Genomic DNA, 16,529 nt, shown 5'->3' on the forward strand with positions numbered 1-16,529 from the left:
GTATAAGGAGAAACGCGTGGCTGCAGCCAAGTTTGACACGCCGAACATGCGGGAGTACCCGAGCATTCCTGCCCTCCAGCCGGATGCGACGGCGCACCTGAAGTCCTTCCTTGCGGCACCGGAGCACAACACCTTCCTCGGTTTCCCTGGGGAGCTGGTGGACAACTGGCAGGAAAAGGCCATCGAGAAGATGGGCGACCTGCTGGGCAAGTATCGCGGCCTCCGTGTATTCATGGATGCCTGCGTCAAGTGCGGTTCCTGCACCGACAAGTGCCACTACTTCCAGGGCACCTCGGACCCGAAGAACATGCCGGTGGCGCGCCAGGATCTGATGCGCAGCGTCTACCGCCGCCATTTCACCTTCGCCGGCAAGTACTTTCCCTGGCTGGTTGGCGCGCGCGACCTGACCCGTGAAGTGCTGGACGAGTGGTACAACTACTTCCACCAGTGTTCGCAGTGCCGCCGTTGCTCGGTGTTCTGCCCCTACGGCATCGACACCGCGGAAGTCTCCATGGCCGCCCGCGAGATCATGGACTCCATCGGCTACGGCCAGAAATACTGCAACGAAATCCTCGGCAAGGTACAGAAGGTCGGCAACAACCTGGGCCTGCCCGGTCCGGCGCTGGAAGCCACGCTGGAGGAGTTCGCCGAAGAGCTTTCCGATGACACCGGTTGCGACGTCAAGATCCCGCTCGACGTGGAAGGTGCCGATGTGCTGCTGATCACGCCGTCCGCCGACTTCTTCGCCGAGCCGCACATCGACGGTCTGATGGGTTACGCCAAGGTGTTCCACGCCGCCGGCATCAGCTGGACCCTGTCCAGCTATGCCTCCGAGGCGGCCAATTTCTCCATGTTCATCGGTTCCTACTCGAACATGAAGAAGGTGGCCGAGCGCATCCGCAAGGCTGCCATCGACCTCAAGGTGAAGCGCATCATCGTCGGCGAGTGCGGCCACGCCTGGCGTGTCGCCTACAGCTTCTGGAACACCCTCACCGGCGTGGGTTCCGGCGCGGATGATCCGTACGCCCTCCAACTGCAACAGCAGCTGGATCACAGCTACCCGATCCCGCAGCACATCTGCGAGTTTACCTGGGACCAGATCCAGCAGGGCAAGCTCACGTTCGACAAGTCGCAGAACGATCACCGTGTGGTGACCTTCCACGACTCCTGCAACGTGGCACGCGCCACCCGCATGGGTACCGAACCCGGTGGCCAGTTCGACATCCCGCGCAACGTCATCAAGGCGGTGTGCAACAACTATGTGGACATGTCGCCCGACACCATCCGCGAAGTAACGTACTGCTGCGGCGGTGGCGGCGGCCTGCTGACCGACGACTTGATGGAACTCCGTGTGAAGGGCGCGCTGCCCCGCATGGAGGCCCTGAAGAAGGTGATCGACGAGGACAAGGTGAATGCCATGGCGGCTATCTGTGCCATCTGCAAGGCGCAGTTCACCAAGGTCATGCCGTATTACGGCATCCCCATGGACACCATCGTCAGCCTGCACCAATTGGTGAAGGACGCAATCATTCTTCCGGGGCAGGGAGAGGAACAGGCGGAGCCGGCAGCAGAGGCCACCGAGTAACAACAAATAAATTCACATCCCGCGGTGAAACCGTTTCACCGGGGGGAGACAAGGCTACAGGCATAGGAGAGTGAAAATGGCAACTTCTAGCGACGACATGAAGAAGGGTTTTACGTACCGCCGCTACAAGGACGGCGACAGCAAACATCGTCCGTTCTCCCAGGAAATCTGGCAGGCGAGCTGGACCCACAAGTGCCCGACCTACGTGCACCGCACCCCGCCCTGCCAGGGTAGCTGCCCCTCCGGTCACGACATCCGCGGCTGGCTGGACATCGTGCGCGGCATCGAGAAGCCGACCGGCGGCATGACCATGCAAGAGTATGCCTTCCGCCGCAACACCAACGCCAACCCGTTCCCGGCCATCATGGGCCGCGTCTGTCCCGCTCCCTGCGAGGACGGCTGCAACCGCAACCAGGTGGACGAGCAGGTCGGCATCAACTCCGTCGAGCAGTACATCGGCGACCAGGCCCTGGCCAACGGCTACAAGTTCGAAGCAGGCCAGGACACCGGCAAGAAGGTTGCCGTGATCGGTGGCGGCCCCGCTGGTCTCGCCGCTGCCTACCAGCTGCGCCGCAAGGGTCACGCCGTGACCGTGTTCGAGCAGAAGGAGCAGCTGGGCGGCATGATGCGCTACGGCATCCCCGGCTACCGTACCCCGCGCGACGTGCTGGACGGCGAAATCAACCGCATCGTCGAGATGGGCGTTACCATCAAGACCGGCGTGAAGATCGGCAAGGACATCACCGTCGAGCAGCTGGCCAAGGACTTCAACGCCGTGCTGTTCGCCATGGGTGCCTGGTCCGGCCGCAACCTGCCCGTCCCCGGCGCCGATGCCGTCAACTGCATCACCGGTGTGGCCTTCCTGGCCGCCTTCAACGAAGGTCGCCTGAAGCACGTCACCGGCAAGGTGGTGGTCATCGGTGGTGGTGATACCTCCATCGACGTCGCCTCCGTTGCCCGCCGTCTCGGCCACATCACCGTGGAAAACGAGAAGGACCGTCCGGAGCACATCATCATCAACCAGACCGCACACGACGTGGCCATGACCGCCAACCGTCAGGGCGCCGATGTCATGCTGATCTCCCGCTCCCCCATCAGCAAGATGCCGGCGGCGCAGCATGAAATCGAAGATGCCACCCGCGAAGGCGTGGAGATCGTCGGTCAGCTGAGCCCGGTGGAAGTCATCAAGGGCAAGGATGGCCGTGCCACCGCCCTGCGCGTGGTCAAGCTGGAAGAGGACGGCAAGACTCCCATCGCCGGTTCCGAGTTCAACATCGAGTGTGAGCTGATCGTCGCCGCCATCGGCCAGACCGGTGATGTGGCCGGCTTCGAAGGCTATGCCAACGACAAGGGTCTGGTCGGCGCCGACAAGCACTTCCAGGTTCCCGGCAAGCCCGGCTTCTTCGCCTGCGGTGACATCGTGCGTCCGCACCTGCTGACCACCGCCATCGGCCAGGCCTCCATCGCCGTGGAAAGCATCGACCATTACCTGAAGAACGAAGAGCTCGTGCATCGTCCGAAGGTGGACGTACATCACTTCAACCTGATGGAAAAGCTGATGGAAACCGGCCTGCAGCCGCAGCACTTCGAGGCCGCGGACAAGGACGCCATCGCCAAGGCCGAAGGCTTTGCCAAGGATATCGACCGCGGTCTGCGCGGCACCTCCGAGGCCAAGTTCGCGGTACACAACTACGAAGACCGCTCCTTCGCCGAAATCATTCCGGCTGACGAGCTGTTCCTGGGCCACTTCAACTACACCCCGCGCAACAAGCGCGAGCACATCATGGTCAACGCCGACGAGGTGCTGGGCCACTTCCAGGAGCGTCTGGTTGCGCTGGATGAGAAGAAGGTCGTCGACGAGGCCAAGCGCTGCATGAGCTGTGGCATGTGCTTCGAGTGCGATAACTGCGTGGTGTTCTGCCCGCAGACCGCCGTGAAACGCGTCCCGGCCAAGGAAAGGACCCTCGGCCGTTACGTCTACACCGACTACGCGATGTGCATCGGCTGCCATATCTGCGCCGACGTGTGTCCGACCGGCTACATCCAGATGGGTATGGGCGACTAAGGGTGATCCCGATGAAGCGTTTATTGCAGCTTCTCTCCATGGCAGTGCTGGCGCTGACTCTGTTGGCGCCGGCTCTCGCCGGCGAAGGTGGGCGGACTCCCCTGCCCTCCATTCCCGCGGCCAAGGGCGACCAGTGCGTGGAAAACACGGCAGAGATGCGCCGTAACCACATGAAGTTTCTCAATCACCACCGTGATGAGACCATGCACAAGGGCATTCGCACCAAGCAGCACAGCCTGAAGGCCTGCCTGGAATGCCATGCGCCGGTGGAAGGCACCACGACAAGCGCCGGCAAGGCTGCAGAGGGTCACTTCTGCGTCAATTGCCACGTCTACGCTGGCGTCACCCTGGACTGCTTTGAGTGCCACGCCACCAAGCCGGAAACCACTGCGCAGTTCCATCCGCTGGTGAGCCCGGCTACGGCTGCGCTGAAGGCAGTGGATCATCCCGACTCCACCGAGCTGCTCAACCGTTTGGTCGGTGTCTCTGAGAACAAGACAGGTGTTGCCCATGAGTGATCACAAGCAACCGGATCTGGCGCGCCGCGAGTTTCTCGGCCGCGGTGCCGCCGCAGCGGCGGCCGGCGTGGTGCTGGCCCCGGGTGTCGTGCTGTATGGCGTGGCCCAGGCCAAGCCGGCCGATCAGCCGGTGAGCAGCAAGGTACGCTGGGGCATGCTGGTAGACACCAGCAAGTGCAGCAACGGCTGCAATGCCTGCGTCGATGCCTGCAACACGGAACATGGCCTGGGAAATGAAAAGCACAGCCGTCCCGGGCAGCGCACCCAGTACATCCGCAAGGTCGAGCTGCGCCACAAGTTCACCGGCGCCACCCACTCCCTGCCGGTAATGTGCCAGCACTGCGAGACGCCGCCCTGCGTGGACGTGTGCCCCACCGGCGCTTCGTTCAAACGCGCCGACGGCATCGTGCTGGTCGACCGTCACATCTGCATCGGTTGCCGTTACTGCATGATGGCCTGTCCGTACAAGGCGCGTTCCTTCGTGCACGAGGCGCTGACCGATCAACGCCCGCACACGCCGCGCGGCAAGGGCTGTGTCGAATCCTGCAACCTGTGCGTGCACCGTGTCGATGAAGGCAAGCAGCCTGCCTGCGTCGAGGCCTGCGCCGCCGAGGACCACAACGCCATCATCTTCGGTGACCTGAACGATCCCAATAGCGAAATCGCCCAGCGCGTAAAGACCTATGCCAGCAGCGAGATCCGTGCTGACCTCGGTCTCAACACCGGCGTCCGCTACCAGGGCCTTTAACGGGAAGGTGAGTTTCCAGCATGAAAAATACTAAGTTTCTGGAGATCGGCAGTGGCAAGGGCTATTACGGCCTGCTCGCCCTGTTTGGGGTAATGATCCTCGCCGGCCTGGCTGCGTTCTTCTACATGGAACACGCCGGCCACTGGGTCACGGGGATGGACAACCAGATCGTGTGGGGCGCCCCACACGTCTTCGCCATCTTCCTCATCGTCGCCGCATCGGGCGCGCTCAACGTGGCCTCCATCGGCACTGTGTTCGGCAAGCAGATCTACCAGCCGCTGGCGCGCATGTCCGCCCTGCTGGCCATCGCTCTGCTCATCGGCGGCCTGACCGTGCTGGTGTTGGACCTGGGCCGGCCGGATCGCCTCATCGTGGCGATGACCTATTACAACTTCAAGTCCATCTTCGCGTGGAACATCATCCTGTATAACGGCTTCCTCGCCTTGGTCGCCGTGTATATCTGGACCATGCTCGACCCGACGGTGAAGAAGTTCTACAAGCTGGCTGGCTTCGCTGCCTTCGTCTGGCGCCTGATCCTCACCACCGGTACCGGCTCCATCTTCGGCTGGCTGGTGGCGCGTCAGGCCTACGATGCGGCGATCTTTGCGCCGATGTTCATCGTCATGTCCTTCTCCTTCGGCCTGGCGGTATTCCTGCTGGTGACCATGGCAACCTACAGTTGGACCGGCCGCCCGCTGGGCGATGCCGTGGTGCGTCGTCTGAAGAACCTGCTCGGCGTGTTCGTCGCCGGCGTGCTGTACTTCGTCGTGGTGTATCACCTGACCAACCTGTATGCCACCGAGCACCATGGTGTCCAGGCCTTCATCCTGCGTGATGGCGGCGTGTTCACCCAGGCCTTCTGGATCGGCCAGATCCTGCTCGGCAGCCTGCTGCCGCTGGCCCTGCTCTATCACCCGACCACCGGCAACTCGCGCCTGTGGATCGGCGTCGCCTCTGCCCTGGTGATTGTCGGCGGTTTCGCCCAGCTGTTCGTGATCCTCATCGGTGGCCAGGCCTATCCGCTGGTGCTGTTCCCGGGCTATGAGGTGAGCAGCAGCTTTGCCGATGGCGTGATCAACAGCTACAGCCCGAGCCTGCCCGAGCTGGTGCTGGGCTTCTCCGGCATCGCCATCGCCATGGCCATGATGGTGGTCGGCATGCGCGTGCTGCGCCTGACCCCGGCCAGCCTGGCCGATGAAGTGGCCGACCCGCATCACGGCAAATAAGCCTCAGGTAACGCCCCACCTGCCAATGCCCCTGCCCAGGGGCATTGGCGTTTTTGCGGCAACAAAAACCTGCTGCCGCAACAGTGGTAAAATCGCCGGCCCGCCCCTATAACGGCTGTATTCATTTCAGGGCCCGCACCGCCCCCGGCGGGCAGTGTTCCATTCAGATATGAGGTGCCTGGGCATGACCCAAGAACATCCGTTTGCACAATACGTCCGTATCCTCGGCAAGGGCCGCAACGGCTCCCGCGCCCTGTCGCCGGAAGAGGCCTATGCGGCCTTCCGCCTGATCATGACCGGGCAGGTCGAACCCATCCAGCTCGGCGCCTTCCTGATGCTGATGCGCGTGAAGGAGGAAAGTCCGGACGAGGTGGCAGCCGCCGTGCGCGCCATCCGCGAATCGCTCAGCGTGCCGGCCAACGCTCCCCAGGTGGACCTGGACTGGTCCAGCTACGCCGGCAAGAAGCGCCAGTTGCCCTGGTATCTGCTCTCCACCCTGCTGCTCGCGGAAAGCGGCGTGCGCATCTTCATGCACGGCGCCAGCGGCCACACCGCCGGCCGTATCTACACCAAGGAAGTGCTGCCGCAGTTGGGCATCCCCGTAGCGCGCAGTTTTGACGAAGCCTGCCGCCAGATCGAGAGCAACAACTTTGCCTACCTGGACCTGGAGTATCTGAATCCAACGCTACACCAGATCATCGAAATGCGTCCCCTGCTCGGTCTGCGCTCGCCGGTGCACACCATCGCCCGCATGCTCAATCCCCTCGACGCCCCCTGCGTGATGCAGGGCATCTTCCATCCCGGCTACCGTGACATCCACCAGGAGGCGGGCAAGCTGCTGGGCTTGCCGCGCATGGCGGTGATCAAGGGCGAAGGCGGCGAGATCGAGCGCAACCCGGACATCGCCTGTCTGGTGCGCCTGGTGCGCGACGGCGAGCTGGCAGAAGAGGAATGGCCGCCGATGTTCGACAAGCGCCACATCCGCCAGGACGATCTCGACATCAATCACCTGGTGCAGGTGTGGGATGGCAGTCGCGAGGATGAATATGGCGTCGGCGCCATCGTCGGCACCGTGGCGGTCACCCTCTACACCATGGGCCGCGCCACAAGCCGCGAACAGGCCGAGGCCCAGGCGCAGGCGCTGTGGCAGGGCCGCAACAAAAACCGTTTCCGTGCCGCCGCCTGATCCATGGCCCGCCTGCTCATCAGCGCCGCGCACAAGTCTTCGGGCAAGACCACCATAACTCTGGGTCTGTGCGCGGCCCTGCGTCGGCGCGGCGTCGCCGTGCAGCCATTCAAGAAGGGTCCGGACTACATCGATCCCATGTGGCTGAGCCGCGCCGCGGCGCGGTCCTGCCATAACCTGGACTTCCAGACCCAGAGCGATGCGGAGATCCGTGACACCTTCATCCGCTATCGCGCCGACGTGCGTATCATCGAAGGCAATATGGGCCTGTTCGACAGCATCGACGTGGAAGGCAGGCACAGCAACGCCGCCCTCGCCGCCCTGCTGCAGACGCCGGTGATCCTGGTGGTCAACGTGCTGGGTATGACGCGCAGCGTGGTCCCCATCATCCTCGGTTACCAGAACTTCGACCCCTCCATCCGCATTGCCGGCGTGATCCTCAACAGCGTGGCCGGCAAGCGCCACGAGGAGCGCCTGCGCGAGGTATTTGCGCGCTACATCGACATTCCCCTGCTCGGCTGCATCCACCGCGACCCGGAGCTGGCCATCAGCGAGCGCCACCTCGGCCTGGTGCCGAGCAACGAGGCGGTGGAGGTCGAAGGCAAGCTGGACTACATCGCCGACGCCATTGCCCGTCAGGTGGACCTGGACCGGTTGATGGACATCGCCCGCAGTGCACCGCCCCTGGCACCAGGGTCCACCACCTTCCCCCCTAGCCCCCGCCCTGAGGGCGGGGGGAGTAAGGTGCGCATCGGCATTGCCCGTGACGCCGCCTTCGGCTTCTACTACCCGGGCGATCTGGAGCGTCTGGAGGAGGCCGGCGCCGAGCTGGTCCCCTTCGACACCCTGCGCGACCGCCAACTGCCGGCCGTGGATGGCCTGTTCATTGGCGGGGGCTTCCCCGAGACCCATATGGAGGCGCTGGAGGCCAACGGCGAACTGCGTCAGGCCATTCGCGCGGCCATCGAGGCGGGCCTGCCCGCCTACGCCGAATGCGGCGGCCTGATGTACCTGGCCCGCTCCATCCGCTGGGGCGAGCGGTGCAGCGCCATGGTCGGCATCATCCCCGGCGACATCGTCATGTACGAAAAGCCCCAGGGACGGGGCTATGTGCGCCTGCGCGAGACCGGCCACAATCCCTGGCCCGGCCACGGCGCCGCACCGGCGGAGTTCTACGCCCATGAATTTCACTATTCGATGTTGGAAAACCTGAGCAGCGGACTTACTTATGCCTATGATATGGTGCGTGGCACCGGCATCGACGGCCGCCACGACGGCATCGTGTACCGCAATCTGGTCGCCAACTACGTCCACCTGCGCGATGTCGAGGGTTACCACTGGGCGCGGCGTTTCGTGGATTTCGTGCGGCAGTGTGCATCCCAACCCCGCGTAGCGGGTACGGCATGACCCGCTTTTAGAACCTCAACCGACAAAGGTCTGCATTATGATTACAGTGACTCCGGAAGCCGCCAAACAGATTCAGATGGCTGCCGCCCAAGGCGGCTTGGAAGGGCTGGCCCTGCGTCTGGCCGCCCGCCCCAGCGCCCAGGGTGGCCTGGAATACGGCATGGGCTTCGACGATGCCAATGACGATGACCTCAGCTTCGACTGCGAAGGTGTGCAGGTCGTGCTGGAGGCCCAGTATGGCCCGCTGCTGAACGGCACCACCATCGATTACGTCGAGATCGAGCCGGGCCAGTTCCACTTCATCTTCATGAACCCCAACGATACCGGCGGCAGTTGCGGCAGCGGTGGCGGTGGTTGTGGTTCGGGTGGCTGCGGTTCCGGCGGCGGCTGCAGCTGATCCCCAGGGGAGCCCGGGATCCGGGCTCCCGACTCTTTGCGGCCACAGGTTCAAGGCCGCCCCCCTCTTGGTGTAATATGCCGGGTCTATGACACGATAAACCGGAGACGGGGCTACACCTCCCTCATGCGCAAAGCCGAAGACCTCCAGGACGCCGAACGTCTGCAAGGAATTGCAACCTGGATGCTGCCCCCCGCTCCTGACTGGCGCCGCAAACTGGCCGCCTTCCGTAGTCATCACCTCCTGCCCGCCGTTTTCGGTCTGATCATCAGCCTTGCCCTGCTCGCCCTGACCAGCTATCTGGGTTGGCAACAGCAGGACAATCCGGCCTGGCTGTTCGCCGTGCAACTCATCGCCGTGTTCGTCGCCGCCGTCTCCGGTGGTTTGCTGCTGCTGGGTGTGCAGCGTCAACTGGTGGAACCCTTCGCCCTGTTGCGCGACTGGGCCACGCGCATGCGCAACGGCAACGTCGCCGCCCGTCTGCCACAGGGGAGCGATGGCGAGTTCGCCGATCTGGCGGATGACCTCAACAACCTGGGCAACTCGCTGCAGGCCTTGACGCAAAATCTGGAGGCCGAGGTACGCCGCCAGACCGAACACATCGCGCAGAAGACCCATTCCCTCCAGGTGCTGTACGACGTCGCCGCCAGCCTCAACGCCTCGCGCGACCTGAAAGACCTGCTCACCCGCTTCCTCTACACCATGCGCGACATCGTCAATGCCAAGGCCGGCACCGTTCGCCTGCTCATCGACAACGACCAAATGGAACTGGTAGCCAGCATCGGCCTGGACGACGAAGTGGTATCCCACGAACGCATCGTGCCGGTGAAACGCTGCCTGTGCGGCAACGCGGTAGACGAAGGCGAGGTGCTGTTCCAGCAGGATCTCCTGCCATGCCAGCAGTTCGTCGGCCGCCCGCTGCTGCCCAATGCCAACCTGGGCATGATTGCCGTGCCGCTGCAATATCGCGGCAAAAACCTGGGCGTGTACAACCTGTTCATCGACAAGTCCGAGTTCGAGGCACGTGATGAGGTGAAAGCGCTGTTCACCAGCATCGGCCGTCACCTCGGCATGGCCATCGAAAAGGCCCGCCTCGATTCCGAATCCAAACGCCTGTCCATCATGCAGGAACGCAATACCCTGGCGCATGAACTGCACGACTCGCTGGCGCAGACCCTGGCCTCGCTGCGCTTCCAGGTGAGCATGCTGCCGTCCACCCTGAGTGATGAGGGCACCGCCGCCGCCAGCCGCGAAATCGAGCAGATCAAGAACGGCCTGGACGAGGCCTACACTGAACTGCGCGAACTGCTGGCCCACTTCCGCGCCCCCATCGACGCCCGCGGCCTATTGCCGGCCATCGAGGACATGGTGAGCCAGTTCCGCAAGCAGACCGGCATCCATACCTTCCTGCAAAAGGAGTGGGACTCCACCCGTCTGCCCGCCAACCTGGAGATGCAGGTGTTGCGCATCGTGCAGGAGGCGCTGGCCAATATCCGCAAGCACAGCCAGGCGCAGAACGTGCGCATCATGCTGCGCTGCAATGCCGAGGGGCAGTACCGTGTGCTCATCGAAGACGACGGTGTCGGTATGCGCGAGCCAGCCTTCTCCGGCCACCCCGGCGAACATATCGGCCTGTCCATCATGCAGGAACGTGCCCGTTATCTGGGCGGTGAATTGCGCATCGAAAGCGAGGAAGGGGAAGGTACCCGCGTGTTGCTCACCTTCCGCTACCCCGATCCCAAGCAGAATAAAGAACAACAGCGGTTTGCCCTGATATAACGACCATGCGCGTATTGCTCGTAGATGATCACACCCTGTTCCGCAGCGGCCTCGAAACCCTGCTGGAGCGTCACAACATCGATGTGGTCGCTGCCACCGGCGACGGCCGCGACGGTATGCGTCTGGCGCTGGAAATCCAGCCCGACATCGTGCTGCTCGACATGCGTATGCCGGACATGAACGGCCTGGAGGTGCTGCGCGCCCTACGCACTGCCGGTATGAAGAGCCCCATCGTCATGCTCACCACCAGCAACGAAGAGCGCGACCTGGTGGAATGCCTGCGCAACGGTGCGCAGGGCTATCTACTCAAGGACATGGAACCGGGCGAGCTTGTCAATGCCCTGCGCGACATCCAGTCCGGCCGCACCGTGGTGGCACCGGAACTGGCCGGTGTGCTGGCGCGCGTGGTACAGGGTGAAAGTGTCGAGCCGGAGCGGCAGGACACTCCTTTCTCCGACCTCACGCCGCGCGAACTGGAGATCCTCTGCCTGCTCGCCGAGGGCCAGAGCAACAAGGTGATTGCGCGCAACCTCGGCATCTCCGACGGTACGGTCAAGCTCCACGTCAAGGCCGTGCTGCGCAAGTTGAACGTCCACTCCCGCGTCGAAGCGGCGGTGATGGCGGTGGAACAGAATCTGTGCCAGAAGGAAATGGGATGAAATTACGCGGACTGCTTGCAGCGCTGCTGTGCGCTGTTGCCCTGCCGGTGATGGCAGAAACCTGGTACGAAGTGGAATTGCTGGTGGTAGCGCAACGCAAGCCCGATGCCGGCAGCGAAATCTGGCCGCTCAAAACACTGCCGCCACTCAGCACGGAAAATATATTCACCGTGCCCGCGCCAGGGCAGGCCATCGCCGGCAAGATTGCCGCGCTGGCACCGGAGAACTATCGCCTAACGGCCGAAGCGCAGCGTATCGCTGCCGACGCCAACTTCGAACTGCTGCTGCACACCGGCTGGCGCCAACCTGGCCTGGCGCGCGAACAGTCCATCGCGGTACGTCTGCACGCCGTCGACACGCACACCGTGACGGCAGGCGCCGAGCCGGCAGAAGCCACAGCATCAGAAATGCCGCCACGCCTGGACGGCACGATACGCCTGATCCTTGCACGCTATCTGCATCTGGAGGCCGATCTGCGCTACCGTGAGGCCGAAACACCGCGCGGCGGCGGCTTCTTCTCCCTGTTCAGCGATCAGACCACGGAAAAACCCATTTACCGCCTGAGCGAGTCGCGCCGCATGCGCAGCCGCGAGGTGCACTATCTCGACCACCCCATGTTTGGGATCATCGCAGTCGTCACGCCTTATGAAGTACCCGCTGCGGCGCCGGCGCCCGCACCACGGGTGGCGCCGGCAACACCTGCAACACCCGCTACGGGAACCGGCGGCACCATCCGGCGAAATTAACGGAAGCTCTGGATACGTTCAGAGCAGGGATGTGCCGTCATCTTCCAACGACGGTGAACCGCTGAAAATGAAGCGCATCAAAAATCACATTCCTCGATTTGCGTGGTTTTGTCCATGGATGGACTTATGTCGCGGAGCCCATGGATGGGCGGGAGCGACCTGAGAACCCCAGACTGGACTTATGCGGACCTTCGCAAGGTTTTGAGTTTCAGACCAGCGGCGCCACCTGTTCCAGCAAGGCGCGCACCCGCTCCATACCCTCATTGAGATTCTGTTCGATCTCTTCCATGGTAATGACGCCCGCACCACGGCCGGCCCCCATGTTGGCCACCACCGCGCAGCAGGCGTAACAAATTTCCAGTTCGCGGGCCAGGGCGGCCTCCGGCATGCCGGTCATGCCCACCAGATCGCAACCGTCACGCTCCAGTCTGTCGATCTCCGCCGCGGTTTCCAGGCGCGGCCCCTGCGTGGTGGCGTACACCCCCTCCTCCAGCGCATTCAGGCCTATCGCCCGCGCGCCGTCGATGAGCATTTGTCGCAGGCTGGAGCAATAAGGTTCCGTGAAGTCGATGTGGGTGACGTGGGTCAGGCCCTCCTCGAAATAGGTGTTGATGCGGCTCCAGGTGTAATCGATGATTTGATGCGGAATGACAACGCGCCCTGGCGTCATGTCGGCGCGGATGCCGCCGACCGCGTTGACGGCGATGATGTGATCGGCGCCGGCCTCCTTCAGCGCCCAGATGTTGGCGCGGTAGTTCACCTTGTGCGGCGGAATGGTATGCCCGTAACCATGCCGCGCCAGGAACAACACCTCCTTGCCGGCAATGGCGCCGTGGGTCAGCGGCGCCGACGGTTCGCCGTAGGGCGTATGCACCACCTCACGATTGATGATCTCGAGATTCTTCAGCGAGGTCAGACCAGTGCCGCCGATGATTGCCAGTTTTGCCATGTAAGTGTCCTGAACAAAGAAGCCGTTAACCACGCACACCGTGGTTAAATATGTTCTACATACCCTTCACGGCGTAGATGCCGGGTGCGTTGCGCAGGTAGTCCTTATAGTCCATGCCGTAGCCGAAGACATAACGATCCGGTACGGTAAGACCGACGAAATCGGCCTGCATGCCGTTCTTGCGATCATGTTCCTTCTCCACCAGCACCGCACTGTAGACGGCGCTGGCCCCCTGGGCATGCAGTTCCTCCAGGATTGCCTTCAGCGTCACCCCTTCGTCCAGGATATCGTCTACCACCAGCACCGTGCGTCCGGTGACAGCAGAGCGCGGACGCGCCAACCAACACAGCTCGCCGCCGCTGGTGGCGCCACGGTAACGCGTGGCATGGAGATAATCGATCTGCAGCGGAAAATCCAGATGGCAGAGCAACTGCCCCATGGGGATGATGCCGCCGGTCAACACACACAACACCAGCGGGTTACTGTCGTGCAGTCGTGCAGTGATCGCGGCGCCCATCTGCGCGATGGCAGCCTCCACAGCGGTCTTGTCGTGCAGGCAGTCTGCCTCGCGATAGACCTGTGCTGCCTGTTGCGGGGTCACTGACATGATAGACCTCTACAGTTATGTTCGGACACTACCGCCGGCGCAGCAGGCATATACCGACGCTTCCCCGTGCGGAGCGCCGGCACGATCAAAACTCAAACTCCAGGGAAGGATCCTGCGCCAACCGCTCCACCGCCTGTACCGCCTGCTGCCAGTGCGGATCACGGTGCAGTGATTCCCAGCTTACCGGGTGACGACCATGCATACGCGCCAGCCGCGTGTGCAACACCGGGTCGTGACGCGGCTTGAAACCATCGAGTACCGCTTCGGCCCCCGCACGGTTGTTGCACACCAGCACCATATCACAGCCCGCCTCCACCGCCGCCGCGGCACGCGAGGCATAGTCGCCACCACACGCCGCTCCCTCCATGCTGAGATCATCACTGAAGATCACGCCCTGGAAGCCAAGGCGGCGGCGCAACACCTCGCCGAGCCAAAAGCGGGAAAATCCTGCTGGCTGCGCATCCACGCTCGAATACACCACATGGGCAGGCATGATGCCAGCGAGACCGTAGCCAATCATGCGCTCGAACGGCACCAGGTCTTCGGTATGTATGTCCTCGTAGCGCCGGTTATCTACCGGCAGGGCATGATGGGAATCGGCCTCCACCGCACCGTGACCGGGGAAGTGCTTGCCGGTGGCCGCCATGCCGGCCTTGCGCATGCCCAGCATGTAGCTGTGCGCCAGCTCGGCCACCACGTCGGGCGTGTGATGAAAGGAGCGATCACCAATCACCCGGCTGATGCCGCGATCCACATCCAGCACCGGGGCGAAACTGAAATCGACCCCCACCGCACGCAGTTCGCTCGCCATCACCCAGCCTGCCGCCTCGGCCAGGCGGCGGGCACGGCGCGGGTCATGCGCATGGATATCACCAAACACCCGTGCCGGCGGCAGCGCGGTGAAACCCTGGCGAAAGCGCTGCACACGGCCGCCCTCATGGTCCACCGCCACCAGCAGGCGCGGCTCCCGCAAACCGTGCACCTCACGCAGCAACGCGCGCAATTGCTCGGGCGACTCGTAATTGCGCGTGAACAGAATCAGGCCCCCCACCAACGGATGGCGCAACAATTCGCGCTCTTCCGGCAACAGCGTGGTGCCTTGCAGGTCCAGCATGACCGGGCCTAGCGACATGTGAAAAACTCCATCAACGATATACAGACCGTGTAGTGGCGTGACACCGCTACACCAGTGTTTTACAAAGGCAGATCTTTGACCACATCCACCACGATACGGGTATTGCTATCCATCAAGACGACATCCACGCCGACTTCGAGACGCACATAGCCTTTGGGCAAAGGCGACAATTCGCGCTCCAATTCCTGAGGCAGGCGACGCCCTTCCAGGCCAGGCGGCAGGCTGCCGTTTTTCTTGATCTGTTTTTGCAGCCCCGGGGGCAATTGCTCGCGCTTGGCGAGGCCCGGAGGCAGCGGCTTTCTGTTTTTGTTCTTATCTTTGTGCCGCGCATGATAATAATCATGGATGCGCTTGCGGTCCTGCTCGCTGAAGATTACCGCAACACGCACATTCTCATCCTCCAGCACGACCCGTCCGGACGTACGCCCCGGCTCCACCGCGCAACCTGACAGCCACATCATTGCCCCCGCAACGACCAGTCCCAACCATGCCACCTTCATGCTGCATCCCCTCCATTATCTGCTGTGATCAATACGCGGGTACCGGCAGGTACCAGTTCGAATAGCGCCATGATATCGGCATTGCGCATGCGGATACAGCCGTGCGAGGCAGGCACACCCACCGGCTCGTCATCCGGCGTGCCGTGGATGTAGATATAGCGGCGCATGGTATCCACCTTGCCGAGACGGTTGCGGCCCCGCTCCAGGCCGGACAGCCAGAGGATGCGCGTCAGGATCCAGTCGCGTTGCGGCGCTGATGCGCGCAGCTCCGGCGTGAGGATCTCACCAGTGGGACGCCGGCCCACGAATACCGTATTGGGCACACTGCCGGCACCGATGCGCGCCCGCACCACATGCCAGCCGCGCGGCGTGCAGCCGCTGCCGTTCAGCTCGCCGGGGCCATTGGCCGCCGTGGATACCGGAGCCTCCAGCAGCACTGCATCCCCCTCATGCAGACGCAGGCGCTGCATGGCGAGATCGATCTCAATCCAGCGTTCCGCGCTCATCCGCCGTCCAATCCTTGTAGGGGTGTGTTACCAGACACACGTTGTAATAGCGCGGCTCGTACGACACCTCGCGCCCGGCCCAGGATGGTAACTGCAGCGGCGCATCCTCCGCCTCCAGCTCCACCTCGGCCACCACCAGACCGGCATTGTCACCGGCGAACACATCCACCTCCCACACCCGGCCAGCAAAGCTCACATGGTGGCGCGTCTTCTCGATGAGCGGCTTCTCGCACAGCGAGTCCAGCAGGGCCGCGGCATCGGCCAAGGGAATGGCATACTCGTATTCCTGTCGTGTCACGCCCAGGGTGGCGCTCTTGATATTGAGCCGTGCCGCACTGCCTTCGATGCGCACACGCACCGAGGCCTGTTTCGACCCCACCAGATAGCCCTGGCGATAGACGGTGCCGGCATCGGCCGCGGCCCGCCAGTCATCATTCTTCACCAGGAATTTGCGCTCGATTTCCGTTGCCATGAGGGTGATTTCCCGTAGGTCGCCATCGTAGGTCATCCCGCGAC

17 protein-coding genes are annotated in these 16,529 nt (G+C 63.0%); 11 read left to right on the forward strand and 6 right to left on the reverse strand.

All coding sequences use genetic code 11. The annotated features are described in order from the left end of the window. Nucleotides 1-16 precede the first annotated feature (16 nt). The 11 genes from dsrK (at nt 17) to ACMV8A_RS08285 (ending at nt 12,316) form a co-directional block, all read left to right on the forward strand. Nucleotides 17-1,585, forward strand: coding sequence for a sulfate reduction electron transfer complex DsrMKJOP subunit DsrK (dsrK, locus tag ACMV8A_RS08235; RefSeq protein WP_495325292.1), 1,569 nt, complete (start codon nt 17-19; stop codon nt 1,583-1,585). A gap of 76 nt (nt 1,586-1,661) precedes the next feature. Continuing rightward, nucleotides 1,662-3,650 (forward strand): NAD(P)-binding protein, encoded by a 1,989-nt coding sequence (locus tag ACMV8A_RS08240; protein ID WP_495325293.1) that lies wholly within the window; start codon nt 1,662-1,664, stop codon nt 3,648-3,650. Between the two features lie 11 nt (nt 3,651-3,661). After that, nucleotides 3,662-4,168: a hypothetical protein gene (locus ACMV8A_RS08245; protein WP_495325294.1), complete on the forward strand. Its 507-nt coding sequence runs from the start codon at nt 3,662-3,664 to the stop codon at nt 4,166-4,168. After that, complete coding sequence (gene dsrO, locus ACMV8A_RS08250; RefSeq protein ID WP_495325295.1) at nt 4,161-4,916, forward strand: sulfate reduction electron transfer complex DsrMKJOP subunit DsrO; 756 nt, start codon at nt 4,161-4,163, stop codon at nt 4,914-4,916. Before ACMV8A_RS08245 ends, dsrO begins: the two co-directional genes overlap by 8 nt. A 20-nt stretch (nt 4,917-4,936) precedes the next feature. Next, nucleotides 4,937-6,142, forward strand: coding sequence for an NrfD/PsrC family molybdoenzyme membrane anchor subunit (gene nrfD, locus ACMV8A_RS08255; protein ID WP_495325296.1), 1,206 nt, complete (start codon nt 4,937-4,939; stop codon nt 6,140-6,142). Between the two features lie 184 nt (nt 6,143-6,326). Beyond that, entirely contained in the window at nt 6,327-7,328 is a 1,002-nt protein-coding gene (locus tag ACMV8A_RS08260) for a glycosyl transferase family protein (RefSeq protein ID WP_495325297.1), read from the forward strand. Between the two features lie 3 nt (nt 7,329-7,331). Continuing rightward, the gene (locus ACMV8A_RS08265) at nt 7,332-8,735 is read left to right on the forward strand and encodes a cobyrinic acid a,c-diamide synthase CobB (RefSeq protein WP_495325298.1); all 1,404 of its coding nucleotides are present in this window, start codon (nt 7,332-7,334) and stop codon (nt 8,733-8,735) included. A gap of 37 nt (nt 8,736-8,772) precedes the next feature. Then, nucleotides 8,773-9,132 carry a HesB/IscA family protein gene (locus tag ACMV8A_RS08270; protein ID WP_495325299.1) on the forward strand — a complete coding sequence of 120 codons (360 nt, stop codon included), beginning with the start codon at nt 8,773-8,775 and terminating at the stop codon, nt 9,130-9,132. 126 nt (nt 9,133-9,258) lie between these two features. Continuing rightward, on the forward strand, nt 9,259-10,911 hold the full coding sequence (locus tag ACMV8A_RS08275) for an ATP-binding protein (RefSeq protein ID WP_495325300.1): 1,653 nt from the start codon (nt 9,259-9,261) through the stop codon (nt 10,909-10,911). Between the two features lie 5 nt (nt 10,912-10,916). Continuing rightward, nucleotides 10,917-11,570 (forward strand): response regulator, encoded by a 654-nt coding sequence (locus ACMV8A_RS08280; RefSeq protein WP_495325301.1) that lies wholly within the window; start codon nt 10,917-10,919, stop codon nt 11,568-11,570. Next, a complete protein-coding gene (locus ACMV8A_RS08285) occupies nt 11,567-12,316 on the forward strand; it encodes a CsiV family protein (RefSeq protein WP_495325302.1) in 750 nt (249 codons plus the stop codon). Before ACMV8A_RS08280 ends, ACMV8A_RS08285 begins: the two co-directional genes overlap by 4 nt. Before the next feature lie 208 nt (nt 12,317-12,524). Here ACMV8A_RS08285 and ACMV8A_RS08290 read toward each other — a convergent pair whose 3' ends face one another. The 6 genes from ACMV8A_RS08290 to ACMV8A_RS08315 form a co-directional block, all read right to left on the reverse strand. After that, nucleotides 12,525-13,265, reverse strand: a complete 741-nt coding sequence (locus ACMV8A_RS08290; protein WP_495325303.1) for an S-methyl-5'-thioinosine phosphorylase — start codon at nt 13,263-13,265, stop codon at nt 12,525-12,527. A 55-nt stretch (nt 13,266-13,320) separates the two neighbouring features. Continuing rightward, nucleotides 13,321-13,872: a hypoxanthine-guanine phosphoribosyltransferase gene (locus ACMV8A_RS08295; protein WP_495325304.1), complete on the reverse strand. Its 552-nt coding sequence runs from the start codon at nt 13,870-13,872 to the stop codon at nt 13,321-13,323. A gap of 85 nt (nt 13,873-13,957) precedes the next feature. After that, nucleotides 13,958-15,004 carry a beta-N-acetylhexosaminidase gene (nagZ, locus tag ACMV8A_RS08300; protein ID WP_495325305.1) on the reverse strand — a complete coding sequence of 349 codons (1,047 nt, stop codon included), beginning with the start codon at nt 15,002-15,004 and terminating at the stop codon, nt 13,958-13,960. 62 nt (nt 15,005-15,066) lie between these two features. Continuing rightward, on the reverse strand, nt 15,067-15,507 hold the full coding sequence (locus ACMV8A_RS08305) for a hypothetical protein (protein WP_495325306.1): 441 nt from the start codon (nt 15,505-15,507) through the stop codon (nt 15,067-15,069). Next, nucleotides 15,504-16,013: a L,D-transpeptidase family protein gene (locus ACMV8A_RS08310; RefSeq protein ID WP_495325307.1), complete on the reverse strand. Its 510-nt coding sequence runs from the start codon at nt 16,011-16,013 to the stop codon at nt 15,504-15,506. Before ACMV8A_RS08310 ends, ACMV8A_RS08305 begins: the two co-directional genes overlap by 4 nt. After that, nucleotides 15,991-16,485, reverse strand: coding sequence for a CYTH domain-containing protein (locus ACMV8A_RS08315; RefSeq protein ID WP_495325308.1), 495 nt, complete (start codon nt 16,483-16,485; stop codon nt 15,991-15,993). The genes ACMV8A_RS08310 and ACMV8A_RS08315 overlap by 23 nt, the downstream gene beginning before the upstream one ends. Between the last annotated feature and the right edge of the window lie 44 nt (nt 16,486-16,529).

Source organism: Sulfurivermis sp. (assembly GCF_059410345.1).

Excerpts from the sequence above, each read along its gene's own strand:
- ACMV8A_RS08240 (WP_495325293.1), top strand. The coding sequence starts at position 1,662 with ATGGCAACTTCTAGCGACGACATGAAGAAGGGTTTTACGTACCGCCGC.
- ACMV8A_RS08245 (WP_495325294.1), top strand. The coding sequence starts at position 3,662 with ATGAAGCGTTTATTGCAGCTTCTCTCCATGGCAGTGCTGGCGCTGACT.
- dsrO (WP_495325295.1), top strand. The coding sequence starts at position 4,161 with ATGAGTGATCACAAGCAACCGGATCTGGCGCGCCGCGAGTTTCTCGGC.
- nrfD (WP_495325296.1), top strand. The coding sequence starts at position 4,937 with ATGAAAAATACTAAGTTTCTGGAGATCGGCAGTGGCAAGGGCTATTAC.
- ACMV8A_RS08260 (WP_495325297.1), top strand. The coding sequence starts at position 6,327 with ATGACCCAAGAACATCCGTTTGCACAATACGTCCGTATCCTCGGCAAG.
- ACMV8A_RS08265 (WP_495325298.1), top strand. The coding sequence starts at position 7,332 with ATGGCCCGCCTGCTCATCAGCGCCGCGCACAAGTCTTCGGGCAAGACC.
- ACMV8A_RS08270 (WP_495325299.1), top strand. The coding sequence starts at position 8,773 with ATGATTACAGTGACTCCGGAAGCCGCCAAACAGATTCAGATGGCTGCC.
- ACMV8A_RS08275 (WP_495325300.1), top strand. The coding sequence starts at position 9,259 with ATGCGCAAAGCCGAAGACCTCCAGGACGCCGAACGTCTGCAAGGAATT.
- ACMV8A_RS08280 (WP_495325301.1), top strand. The coding sequence starts at position 10,917 with ATGCGCGTATTGCTCGTAGATGATCACACCCTGTTCCGCAGCGGCCTC.
- ACMV8A_RS08285 (WP_495325302.1), top strand. The coding sequence starts at position 11,567 with ATGAAATTACGCGGACTGCTTGCAGCGCTGCTGTGCGCTGTTGCCCTG.
- ACMV8A_RS08290 (WP_495325303.1), bottom strand. The coding sequence starts at position 13,265 with ATGGCAAAACTGGCAATCATCGGCGGCACTGGTCTGACCTCGCTGAAG.
- ACMV8A_RS08295 (WP_495325304.1), bottom strand. The coding sequence starts at position 13,872 with ATGTCAGTGACCCCGCAACAGGCAGCACAGGTCTATCGCGAGGCAGAC.
- nagZ (WP_495325305.1), bottom strand. The coding sequence starts at position 15,004 with ATGTCGCTAGGCCCGGTCATGCTGGACCTGCAAGGCACCACGCTGTTG.
- ACMV8A_RS08305 (WP_495325306.1), bottom strand. The coding sequence starts at position 15,507 with ATGAAGGTGGCATGGTTGGGACTGGTCGTTGCGGGGGCAATGATGTGG.
- ACMV8A_RS08310 (WP_495325307.1), bottom strand. The coding sequence starts at position 16,013 with ATGAGCGCGGAACGCTGGATTGAGATCGATCTCGCCATGCAGCGCCTG.
- ACMV8A_RS08315 (WP_495325308.1), bottom strand. The coding sequence starts at position 16,485 with ATGGCAACGGAAATCGAGCGCAAATTCCTGGTGAAGAATGATGACTGG.